General features: G+C 37.7%; 9 protein-coding genes. 5 read left to right on the forward strand and 4 right to left on the reverse strand.

The features are described 5' to 3' along the window. Nucleotides 1–297: 297 nt before the first annotated feature. A complete protein-coding gene (locus H6G05_RS06895; protein ID WP_190577467.1) occupies nt 298–906 on the forward strand; it encodes a hypothetical protein in 609 nt (202 codons plus the stop codon). Nucleotides 907–1,007: 101 nt separating this feature from the next. Here H6G05_RS06895 and H6G05_RS06900 read toward each other — a convergent pair whose 3' ends face one another. Further along, nucleotides 1,008–2,354, reverse strand: coding sequence for a class I SAM-dependent methyltransferase (locus H6G05_RS06900; protein WP_190577468.1), 1,347 nt, complete (start codon nt 2,352–2,354; stop codon nt 1,008–1,010). 107 nt (nt 2,355–2,461) lie between these two features. Here H6G05_RS06900 and H6G05_RS06905 point away from each other — a divergent pair, with 107 nt between their 5' ends. Together H6G05_RS06905 and H6G05_RS06910 are read left to right on the forward strand one after the other, a co-directional pair. Continuing rightward, nucleotides 2,462–4,366, forward strand: coding sequence for a GtrA family protein (locus H6G05_RS06905; protein ID WP_190577469.1), 1,905 nt, complete (start codon nt 2,462–2,464; stop codon nt 4,364–4,366). A 15-nt stretch (nt 4,367–4,381) separates the two neighbouring features. Next, nucleotides 4,382–5,563, forward strand: a complete 1,182-nt coding sequence (locus tag H6G05_RS06910; protein WP_190577470.1) for a hypothetical protein — start codon at nt 4,382–4,384, stop codon at nt 5,561–5,563. A gap of 28 nt (nt 5,564–5,591) precedes the next feature. Here H6G05_RS06910 and H6G05_RS06915 read toward each other — a convergent pair whose 3' ends face one another. Continuing rightward, nucleotides 5,592–7,262: a hypothetical protein gene (locus H6G05_RS06915; protein ID WP_190577471.1), complete on the reverse strand. Its 1,671-nt coding sequence runs from the start codon at nt 7,260–7,262 to the stop codon at nt 5,592–5,594. 127 nt (nt 7,263–7,389) lie between these two features. Here H6G05_RS06915 and H6G05_RS06920 point away from each other — a divergent pair, with 127 nt between their 5' ends. Further along, the gene (locus H6G05_RS06920) at nt 7,390–8,046 is read left to right on the forward strand and encodes a TVP38/TMEM64 family protein (RefSeq protein WP_190577472.1); all 657 of its coding nucleotides are present in this window, start codon (nt 7,390–7,392) and stop codon (nt 8,044–8,046) included. After that, a complete protein-coding gene (locus tag H6G05_RS06925; RefSeq protein WP_190577473.1) occupies nt 8,027–9,469 on the forward strand; it encodes a phospholipid carrier-dependent glycosyltransferase in 1,443 nt (480 codons plus the stop codon). The genes H6G05_RS06920 and H6G05_RS06925 overlap by 20 nt, the downstream gene beginning before the upstream one ends. Nucleotides 9,470–9,599: 130 nt before the next feature. Here the strand turns inward: H6G05_RS06925 and H6G05_RS06930 are convergent, their stop codons facing one another. Next, nucleotides 9,600–10,361, reverse strand: a complete 762-nt coding sequence (locus H6G05_RS06930) for a glycosyltransferase family 2 protein (RefSeq protein ID WP_190577474.1) — start codon at nt 10,359–10,361, stop codon at nt 9,600–9,602. 15 nt (nt 10,362–10,376) lie between these two features. Then, nucleotides 10,377–11,633 carry a glycosyltransferase 87 family protein gene (locus H6G05_RS06935; RefSeq protein WP_190577475.1) on the reverse strand — a complete coding sequence of 419 codons (1,257 nt, stop codon included), beginning with the start codon at nt 11,631–11,633 and terminating at the stop codon, nt 10,377–10,379. Between the last annotated feature and the right edge of the window lie 193 nt (nt 11,634–11,826).

Below are 11,826 nucleotides of genomic sequence, written 5' to 3' on the forward strand. Positions count from 1 at the left end.
TCCTTGTTAGACTTGGATTCTACTTCGATTAAATCTCATCCTAGATTTCCAGACCTTTGTTCATACGGTGCTATTGCTTACTAATTTTGTCCGAAGTATTGTACTTATACTAATTCACAAAAGTGTGGCGACACTTTTGTGAATTGAAAATCAAACTCAGCAAGGGTTTTAAAAGCACAAAATGGCGGAGCCATTTTGTGCTTTGGTATTAGACGGACTGACGATTGCTATACTTTTTGATACCGCGTTAATATCGCAACTTCTCCGTTCGCATCGACTAAAAACTGGTGGTATGTCATGGCGCTCAAAATCGGCAGACTTGAGATTGGGTATCGCTTGCTAATTTCTCTAACCGCGATCGCGATCGCCTATGGATATCTAGGCAGCTATATATGCTTGTTTTGGCTAGAACAGAGTTATTGGACCGCAGGCTTATTGTTTTTGTTAGCTGCTAGTGGCATATTTGCGATGCCTCGCAGCTTAGGTGGCTTAATCGCCGCGATCGCCGCCATAATTACAATTTATATTAATGCCAATCTAAATGAAAGCCTAATAGGGGCTGCTATCTGCTTATTTCTTTATTGGGTTGGCTTTCAAGATATCCGTTATAATCCTGCACCCAATAAAAAACTTAGCATTATCGATCTGATCGCCACAGCACTCACAATTGCTCTAATGATCGCGCTTACTATTGCCACATTTCAAATCCCTTTAAGTTGGTTAGCGAGTTTAACGATTGGCATAATAGCGGCTGCGGTAACCCTAATCGGCAAACAAATCGAGTATCTCGAATTATCAACAAAAGACAATTTTATTCTCCTTGGCATTTTGACTGGTAGTAGTTTGGTGATCGGAATTGCGATCAGAGTAATTTTCTATCTGCCAAAGCCCAACATTTTTTTGTAGCACCAAAACACAAAATGGCATAGCCATTTTGTGAATTAAAAATCAAACCCAGTAAGGGTTTTTAATTCACAAAAGTGTTGTCACACTTTCGTGAATTGGTATTAAATATCCTTTTCGATCATCACAAGTTGATCTATAACTAGTTCACCAAGTAAAAACCTTAATTCTTCACTAGCTTGGCGATCGCTGAGCTTACCTGTAGGTGTAATCCTGCCACTAACAATAGTTGTCGAAACCTTACGATATGCTTCTAGTCTGGGTTTATGTACACTCCAATAGGTGACAAGCTCAGAGAATTTACATTCGCATTTCCAGAGAAATCGCAGACATAGAGTTACCGTTAGTGAGTCAAGCTTAGAATTATGTAATTTTTGAATATTAGAGTCAGGTCGAAGTTGAGCGATCGCCTGCTCCAGAGTCTTAAAAAATGCTTCTGTTCGTAAAATTGGATGTAAATGGACTGTTGCTGATTCCCACATCGTTGCTGTCCACTGACTAATTTCTGTATAAGCAGAACGTCCTGAATGTCCACACCAAATATCAAGCAAACGGTTTACAGGATGTAGAAGTTCATAGGCATGAAGATTTTGTTCAGGTGTCGCATGATCTAAAAATTTAACAAATCCATCTGGAATATGCTCAGGAAATAGATTTGTCAATCGCCAGTCCGCAGGGTTGATCATACTGACAAATTCTAAGTTTGAACCTCTCAGCATCTGAAAGACTTCGGGAATTGTAAAGCCTTTATCTTCTTGAATGGCATAGTTTGCCAAAAAGAATCCCAAAGACTTATCAGACGGAGACCAAGTGTTAGCTTTGAGTAAAGTTCCATCTCCCAAAGCTTCCATAATTGCGTAAATCTGTTGATATTCATCCTCTGTGGGGTTGCGATCAAGGAATCCTAACAAACGAGAAAATGCCTGAGCGCGGAAGAAATCAGTACGCTGATAAAGACTATGTACATTGACTCGTAACAAGCCTTCAGGGGCAAGCACTGCTCCCATGATTTTCAAGCCAAGTACTGGATCATTCAAAAGATAAAGTGTATCTTCGCAGTTAATATAGTCGAAATGTAAACCCTCTTTATCTTTTAAGTTAGGAAGTTCTTCGATCGGCAATTTATGAAATTCAGCATTGGGGAACCCGTGATAATTCAGACGATCTCTTGCCAAGCTTAAAGAAGCTTCAGAAAGATCAATTCCTATAATTTTTGAATTGGGGTTTGCCATCGCAAGAGCCAAAGTGGTTACCCCTGAACCACATCCGACATCTAAAATAGTCAGATCTTGGCGATCGCCTACCCGTTGAGTTTTGGCATACCAAGCTGATGCAAAAGAATGCAAAATTAAACCGCGATCGCCATCACCACCAGTTTGATTTGCGGGCAAATTTGGATAAGGCATCAAATCAAACTGTTGCCGAATTTTTTCGTTGGGGTCAATGTTCATATTTAGAAAATCGTTCAATTTCAAAATTGTTTAAGCAAAACTTCTAGACAAGTGATTTCTATTTTTCTATGACAATGGGGTAACATCGCATAAACATTAACAGAACTATGACCGTAAACCCACAAATACCATGTAGCGTTATTCTTGGTGCTGGGCCCGCAGGGCTTGCTGCTGCTTACACTCTATCTAAGCACAACAAAATAATTACAGTTGTAGAGCGAGAAGCCCAAGTTGGCGGATTGGCAAAAAGCTTTCATTTTCGTGGGTTTATTCTCGACTATGGACCTCATCGTTTTTTTACCAAACTTTCACCTGTGATCCGTTTATGGAATGAGGTTTTAGGAATTGAGCAAGTTACTGTTAAACGATTAACACGCATATTTTATGGGGGGAAATATTTTAGCTACCCAATTCACGCTAAGGAAGTTTTATTTGCTTTAGGAATTAAAGAAACATTTCATATTCTTTACTCTTACTTAATTAGTCGTCTTTTTCCTAATTTTAATCCTCAAAACTTTGCTGAATGGATCATCGCTAGGTTTGGTAAGCGCTTATTTAGTATTTTTTTTGAAGGCTATACCGAAAAACTTTGGGGAATACCTTGCACTGAAATCGAGTCAGAATGGGCTGTGCAACGCATTAAAGGATTATCTCTTAGCAAAGCGATTCGCAATGCAATTTTTGGCAATAGCGGTAAAGTAAAATCTTTAATCGATCAATTTCAATTTCCGCGATTAGGTTCGGGGCAACTATACGATCGCATTTGCGATCGCCTCCATGAACAAGATCAATCAATTTTGCTCAATACTGAAGTCATCAGTTGCCATCATGATGGTTTCAAAATCACCCATGTTGTCCTACGCGATCGCCAGACAGGAAAAGAATCTTTAGTTAGCTGTAGTCATGTTATTTCATCAATTCCCCTAAACTTACTAGTACAGCAAATGCAACCAGCACCACCACCCGAAGTAATGGCGGCGGCAAAATCTTTACAGTTTCGCAATACAATTCTGGTGTATTTAATTGTTGATAGCGAATCCTTATTTCCTGATAATTGGCTATATATTAATGACGCAAAAGTAGGCTTAGGTAGAGTTACTAACTTTGCAAATTGGTCGCCAGATATGTTACCCAACTCATCAATTTCACAAACACCTTTATGCTGTGAATATTGGTGCAATAGTAATGAAGCGATGTGGCAAGAGTCTGAGGATATATTAATAGCTAATGCGATCACCGAACTACGTCAGATCAAATTACTAGGCAATCAAACCATAAGTGATGCTTTTGTAATCCGCTTACCGCGTACCTATCCAGTTTACACAGGTAACTATCGAGAAGCGATCAATACAATTCAAAACTATTTATCCCAATTCTCTAATCTGCAACTAATTGGACGCTACGGATCATTTAAGTATAATAATCAAGACCATAGTTTATTAATGGGGATTTGGGCAGCCGAAAATATTATTGGTCTATCCAAACATGATCTCTGGTCAGTCAATTCAGATACAGAATATGGAGAAGAAATGAATTTAGAAGCCGAGAAAACTAATGAAGCTAAAATCCCAGAAATACAAACACAAACTCAAAAAAAATGGCAAGAAAATTTGCAACAACTAAGCAGATATTTCTTGACAGGTGGTATCGCTACTATTATCGATGTCAGCATATTTTCACTTTTACGGCAATTAGATATCTTCTATATCTACGCCTTGTGTATTAGTTATTTCTTTGGACTTACGACAAATTTCTGGTTGAGTCGTAATTATGTTTTTGGCGTTTACTGGCAAAATGGATTGCTTCAATATCTTGTTTTTACGGCGATCGCTCTCAATAGTCTATTAGCAAATTTGGGAATGATTCAGCTATTAGTTAATGAGCTAAAGTGGCAACCAATTCCTGCAAGGATTATTAGTGCTGGTTGTATTGTATTTCTGAGCTTTATTGGTCATAAATTATATTCATTTAGTTCGCAGCAGGATGTTCGTAGTTCTTCTGTAAGTAAATAATCAAAAAAGATAAATATGAACCATTTAAAAAAAAGAATATATGAATTATTGCAAAAATATAAAATACCTATTGCTGTTTTTATATTCTTAGCTATAGTTTTAGGTTTAACAACTCCATTTAATAGTGGTGATAGTCCACCAATATTATTAGCAAAAGAACTTTTACTGGGTAAACCATATTTGCCTGAAAAAATATCTTGGATTGAAATGTTGGAATGGGATGGGCATCATTACATTGCCTATCCGCCCATGGTGACTTTTTTAGTTGTTCCCTATGTCTTACTTGGTGGTCAAAATTTAGGTGGTGCGCCTATTAATTCCATCTTTATTTTTGGGTCAGCAATCTTGTTATTTCTGTTAGTTAAGAAATTGCAAGGAATTAAACAATGGGCTAATTTAGCAGCGATCGCTTATGTACTTGGTACAACTAATTTGCATTCGGCGCATATTGGTAGTGTCTGGCTATTAATGCATAGTCAGGGAAATTTCTTTTTACTATTATCTCTATGGCTATTTATTAGCAGACGAGCATATTTTGGGGCAGGACTATGTTTAGCGATCGCCTTTCAAGTGCGCTATGTGATTTTAGCGACTATTCTCGTATTTCCTATATATGCCTTCATGTATTTTCGTCCATTCCCCTCTATTCAACAATGGCGTAACTTCATTTTAGGCATAATACCACCTTGTTTAATGTCTTGGGCTTTTCAATGGTGGACATTGGAAAATCCCTTTACATCTCCCTATACTATTGCATGGCAGCAATGGGGACCACCTGAATACATTTTTTCTCTTACTTATTTTCAGCGTAACTTTCAAATTTATTTTTGGGGAATGCCGACCATATTAGACAAATTTCCTTACCTACGGTTTGAGTGGGATGGTCAAGCAATGTGGGTAATTAGTCCATTCTTATTGGGACTTTTATTCTTAAATTTTCGATTTAGGTTTGTATGGGCTTTTTTGCCATCTGCACTTGTGATGTTAATTGCTTATCTTTGCTATTTTCATACAGGATTTACGCAATATGGAACTCGTTATATTCAAGATCTTTTCCCACTGTTAATCCCTCTTGCTTTTACAGGATTTAGCAGAAAGAGTCTATGGATACGCCAATTATTACCTATAGCAGTTTTAGTTTCTTGTTTAATTAATATATATGCTTTACTTTTTGCACTTGATACTAATTGGACATAAAATTTATCACGACAGTATCGCAATAATATTATAACAATAGTTTCAATTTCTCATTTCGACATAAATGCACTTTTTTGTTCATAATTCTTTCGGGGATGGCTTGCCATGAATCATGACAAAATTCTTCTATTTGTGAGCTAGCAGCTTCATCTTCATAGCTAAGAAATACTGGATTTAAGTCTTTTAAATTAGACAGATGTAGGCGATCTTTTATATAAGTTAATCCTTGAGTAGTGTAAACAAATCGATTAGCATACCAAGTTGGTTGCGGTGGTACTGAACCAATAAAAATCATGGGAGAATCGGAGATTGGCAAATCATCAGGTGTAATATATTTTTGAATAATCGCACCAACTTCTCTTGGAAAAGCTCCGCCTGATCCTGCAAATTTTACAAACTCCGAGGAAACATCTTTATTTGTAAAAATACCTAAAGTTCCTATGATAATCAGAGCTAACCAAGGCAAAGTAGAGAAAGATATTGACAATGAGTTTGACAAATAACTGATTAAATACTGTAGCAATATAAAAATAGAAATTGGGATAACTATCCAAATAATAAATATCGTCGGTAAGCCAAGCTTAAAAGCCGAGAAATCATGAATAGTTGAATGTTGTTTTAAAATAGCAATTTGTAATAGTGGCGCACCCAATATTAATAAACAGGTTGACATAAAACATAATTTAGCTTGACTATGCCAACACAGCCAAATTAGAAGTGTAAGGCTACCAATCGAGAATATTGGTAGAGAAAATTTGCCAGCATCCCATAGTTCTTTTAAGTAATGGGGTAAATAATAATGCCAGTATAAACTCATCACAAATATATCTTGACTCAGGTTAAATTCAAGGTTTATCCCTACTCTTTCTAGTGCAATATTCGTGATTTGATGAAAGCCATCTTTATAGTAAATCAGTTGGGCAGTAAACCAGAGAGAAATAACAGCGATCGCTATTACAATCGGCATAACAGCTCTAAATGCTGACCATATACTTTTACGCACTAATGGCACGAATATAGTTAGCATTAGCAACAGCAAAAATACCCATCCATACCAGTCAAATCCTGAGGCACACAGAGAAGATATAAAGAGAATTACTTGTTTAGGTCGCGATAAGTTTTCAAATTGAAATCGTTGCTTAATTGCAAATAAAATTAGGACATAAATTGGTAATAAAACTGCTTGATCGCAAAAATAAACATTCTGTGACCAATAGAGCACAGCAGGAGTTAACATCCAAGCTGATGTACCTATAAAAGCCAAAATTTTGCCACCCCAATTCTGTAGAAAATCAATCTTTTTAAATAGTAGAATGATTTCTAAAAATAGAAAGTAGATAGCTAATCCGCTAAATAAGCGATCGCATATTAAATGATAAATCTGTAAATTAGCTACAGTAGTAGAAATTGCGAAAATTTTAAAAACTATATAAGGAACAACTAGCCATAGAGAAGGATAACTAAGATAAACTCCATCACCTTTGTCAAAAATAGTGATGTCAGCTTGGAGATATTCCATACTCTTAGGTACAAGTACAGAAGCACCTAATAAATTCCCAATCCCCCATTGATCTAAGGCTCTTAGGCTAACTAAACTATGTGCAGTCAGATATTCATGATGAGCGTCAATATCTAAGGGACGATTAAAAACTGAACTAGATAAAAAAAGGCTAATCAACCAAATTATAATAACAATCAATACTTCCCAAACCCATGATTTTGACTCTTTACTTATTTGATATTTGTAGTTTTCAATTAAACTGGTATATTTCGCGATTTTTTCTCGTAGATACATAAATTTAAGAGTGATAATTTAAGCTGTTGATATGAATAAAAAACTTTTTATAGTCTGCATCCTAATGATAATTACATCTTGGGTGACTTTTTCTCATATCGATTGGTTAAACCAAATTCAGAAAATTATCCTAGATGCAGGGTCTTGGGGTGCTGTAATTTTTGTTGTCGCTTACGCGATCGCTACTTTGCTCATTTTACCTGTGACTGCTTTTAATATTGCAGGCGGGGCAATTTATGGAGGGGTTGAAGGATTATTATTAACTTCTTTGGGGGCTTTACTCTCAGCATTGCTTGGTTTTGTTTTGGCGCGATCGCTTGGTGCAAAATTCATTAACAATGATCGATGGCCAAACGTGAGCCAAAAACTCGCCTCAGGAGGAATTGCTTACTCCTTTGCCGCAAGGCTATTGCCCCTGATTCCTTACGGTGTGGTTAGCTTTGCCGCAGGTTTGAGTGCAATTAAACGCCGTGATTATCTATTAGGCACTTTATTCGGTACGCCTTTGGGGATTTGTCCTTTTGTGTTTTTGGGTAGTGCTGGCGTACAAGTGAGTTCAGGACATGATGTGCTACCTTTAGTGGCTAGTAGCATGGGACTAGCAATTCTGATTGTGGCGGGTACATGGTATAGCTCCAACAAGAAGGACGAATTAGTGCAGAGTGATTATGCAGAACCTACAAAATAATTTAGAGAAGAATGCATCCCAAGAGCCAGAGAGACAGTTTCATATTCAATCAGGACGGGATTGGTATTTAGTTTTGGGTGCTTTAGGCATTTTCATAATTGCTTTGTTTCTACATTTTTGGCAATTAGGAAAAATTCCCTATCCAGTTTTTGATGAAATTTGGTTTGGGCGATATGCCGAAGAGTATCTAGAGGGTAAACCAACATGGGAAGGTCATCCGCCACTAGGTAAATATTTCATCATGATCGGCATTTTACTGTTTGGACATAATGAAATTGGCTATCGGTTTCTTGATGCAAGTTTTGGGTCGATTATGCCTTTGTTAGTGATTGGGCTAGTCTATCGTCTGACTTACAAACGTAATTTTGCACTTTTGACAGGTTTATTTGTCAGTAGTGATGGTTTGTTTTTAGTAGAATCTCGATTAAGTTTGATCAATATCTTTTTGGTTGGCTGTGGCGTGACATCACAGATATTTTTGATTGCGGGTTTAGAGAATAAGGGGAAATTACGCACATTTTTACTTTGTTGTGCAGGGCTGATGCTTGGTGCAACTGCATCAGTGAAATGGAATGGATTGGGATTTAGTTTATTGCTGTTTTTATTGGTGATGTTAGTATGGGCGATCGCCAAATTTTTTCCAAAAAATTTGGAACGTTTAGGAATACTTGCCGAAATTATTAAATTGCATTGGTGGCAGTATTTATTTTGTTTTGTAGCCATGCCGATCGCCTTTTATCTAGTGCAGTGGTTACCTCTTTTTATGCTCAACCCTGGTGGTACTGCACTATTGAATGGCTGGGAATCGATTCCAAATTTTGGGAAGTTAATAGTTTCAGTACATCAACATATTCTCTGGTGGCATTCCTCGGACATTGTGACAAGTATTGATCCTGAGCATCCCGCCCATCCATACTGCTCATCGGCAATTTCATGGGCTGTCTCTGCCAGACCAGTTGGTTATTACTTCCAGAATAACGATGGATATTTTTCGGTTATTCAAGGACTGGGGAATCCGATTTTGTGGTGGTTCTCAACTTTGGCGATCGTAGTCACAACCATCACTTCCTTCTTGTCTAAATTTTTACCGAGATTTCACAAATCTACCAATGGCAGTAATGACTACTTACTTTTGGGCTATTTCTCTAACTATGCACCTTGGCTAATTGTGAAGCGTTGCCTATTTATCTATCACTATATGTCTGCTGCGGTGTTTAGCTTTATGGCTTTAGCATGGCTAGTTAGCCAAATGCTTGAACAAAAAGGGATTCTACGTTATCTGGGATATGCAATTATTTCCGCTGTAGTGCTAAGTCAGATTTTCTTTATGCCGATTTGGTTAGGTTTACCCATATTATCTGACGATTTTTATCATCGGATTTGGTTTATGCCAGAAAAAATATCTGGGTTTAATTGGATTTAAAATCTATAGCTATAGCTACCTGTATCAGGACAAATCAAAACCCAAATAGTGTGAGGCGGTGCGAAGCACCGCCTCACACTATTTGGGTTTAAGAATGGCGACAGCTATAGAAAATGAGATTTACTGCATCTCATTTTTGAGTAACTACATTGGAGATCTCGATATGATCACGGCATTCTTTTTTTAATTGCCAACATTCCCAAAACATTTTTAAGATTACTTTGATGTTAGCTCCTGTCGCTGTGCCAAATTTCCGAGGGAAGTGCTGCACAGGTAATTCGATAATCGGGAAATGTTGTAATTTTAAGAGAAATTCGGCGCTAAATAAGGCTCCATCAGATTTGATCGGTTTGATCGATTTGTAAATGCTGCGTGGAAATAGTTTAAAGGCGCAATCAATGTCTTTGGCTCGGATACCCAGTACCACTTGAATAAATTGATGATACAGCCAAGCATTGAGCGATCGCACAAAAACATCGGCACGTTTAGCTCGATAACCGATCACGATCTTGGATAATATTTGTCCTTGTGAATTGTAGATATATGGAAAAAATTGATCGAGATCGCTAATCTCAAACTGTCCATCTCCATCGGTTAAGAAAATATATTCATGCACAGACTGATCAAAACCAGTTCTCAAAGCTGAGCCATAACCCAAATTGTGCGGATGATTAATCAGTCGAATCTGTGGATTTTTCACTGCTAATTCAGACACGATCGCTTTAGTCGCATCAGTAGAGCCATCATTGACCACGATGATTTCATAGCAAATCTGGAGATCGCTTAGGTAATCAATGGCATTGGTGATCACCCGATCAATATTTTCCGCTTCATTGTAAGCAGGCAATACCACAGATAGAGATAGAGAATTGCTCATCGGTTTATGGCTCATGGATGCTAAGGCTGGTTAATAGATAGTGCTTGTATTGGTTGCCAGCGAATCGTATGGGAGAGCAGAACTCCAAATAAGATGATATTTACAGCACTGATTATTATAGATCACACTTTGACCCCACACTTCTGGAATGGCATTGAATAAGGCTTCATAGTTATATTGCAGATAAACATAGCCCACATTTACCGATCCTGTGATGGTAAAGCCCCAATAGATCCACTTGATTGTGGGAATTATAGCGATCGCAATTGCTATAAAAGCCAAACCATACAACATGTAACGTTCATGCATTCGCGTTGGCAACATAAAAAATCCGATCAACATCGTCGCTGCGGCTAAGCAATTAGCTGCAAAGTGTCGTTGTTGGTATAGAAAGATTCCTAACCACATCGTAAGGATTCCCAAAAATGCTAAACCAATTACCTTGTAACTAATTCCCAAAAATGTCGTAGCATCGCGCTGCCAATTTGCCCATCCCCAAATATTGAAAGCATTGACCGAGGCAAAATCATAATAATTCGCTGTACCTTGCAATCGTTGATATAAACCAAAGAATGGGGTGAGCATACCATTTTCAAGTCCATAGAAAGGCAAGACAATTGACCAAATCAATGCTAAACCACCAACAGCGATCGCCATCCATTTCCACCAAGTCTGACGAAACCATTGAGAGATTACCAAGAATGGTGCAAGAAAAAGTCCTTGTGGTTTCACAATGACCATCACGGCAATAAGTAGTCCTGCTCTAATTAGAAGATTTTGCTGAATTAAGTAAAAAGCCCATAGCATTAATAAAACCATGACACCATCTACCTGTCCCCAAACTGACGAGACAAATATCATTAATGGATTAAAGGCGTAGATTAGGGCTATTTTGTGAGCAACATCATGCGTTGTGTATGGCTTTAAGATTCTTGCGATTAAAAAAGCTGATCCAATATCGGCAAGTACAGGTGGTAATTTGATCATCGCCATTAGTATTACTCCATCAGTATGACTAAGGGTAGGATCGAAAAGTAGTTGATAAATCTTGCCAATCAACCACGATATATAAAGATAAGCAGGTGGATAGTCACAGTTTGAGAAGTTATAGAAATTGAAAAACCCCTGCTGAATCAAGTCTATTGACCAAGCCTTAAATAGATTCATATCAATCCAAAAGGCGATCGGTAGACTGATTAGCAGTAGATGTAAAACTAGGGCGATCGCCAATCCTAGATAAAACCTAGATGAATTTAGTTCTAATGGGGCTTTTGCGATATTGGTCATTTTTTCCGATATGTAACCAGACAAGTAATATAGCAAAGCAAGAGTTTAGCTAGTACCAACCAAAATCCAAATAGTGTGAGGCGGCGCTTCGTGCCGCCTCACACTATTTGGGTTTTGGCTATGGCTTATAACAATCGCTAGTCGAGAAAGTAGTGGTAATTCACGAATTACCACTACTTTCTCGATTCTGATC

This window comes from Phormidium tenue FACHB-1050, from assembly GCF_014696925.1.
Taxonomy (GTDB): Bacteria; Cyanobacteriota; Cyanobacteriia; order Pseudanabaenales; family Pseudanabaenaceae; genus Pseudanabaena.

Coding starts and splice junctions, on each gene's coding strand:
- H6G05_RS06895 (WP_190577467.1), top strand. CDS start 298: ATGGCGCTCAAAATCGGCAGACTTGAGATTGGGTATCGCTTGCTAATT.
- H6G05_RS06900 (WP_190577468.1), bottom strand. CDS start 2,354: ATGAACATTGACCCCAACGAAAAAATTCGGCAACAGTTTGATTTGATG.
- H6G05_RS06905 (WP_190577469.1), top strand. CDS start 2,462: ATGACCGTAAACCCACAAATACCATGTAGCGTTATTCTTGGTGCTGGG.
- H6G05_RS06910 (WP_190577470.1), top strand. CDS start 4,382: ATGAACCATTTAAAAAAAAGAATATATGAATTATTGCAAAAATATAAA.
- H6G05_RS06920 (WP_190577472.1), top strand. CDS start 7,390: ATGAATAAAAAACTTTTTATAGTCTGCATCCTAATGATAATTACATCT.
- H6G05_RS06925 (WP_190577473.1), top strand. CDS start 8,027: ATGCAGAACCTACAAAATAATTTAGAGAAGAATGCATCCCAAGAGCCA.
- H6G05_RS06930 (WP_190577474.1), bottom strand. CDS start 10,361: ATGAGCCATAAACCGATGAGCAATTCTCTATCTCTATCTGTGGTATTG.
- H6G05_RS06935 (WP_190577475.1), bottom strand. CDS start 11,633: ATGACCAATATCGCAAAAGCCCCATTAGAACTAAATTCATCTAGGTTT.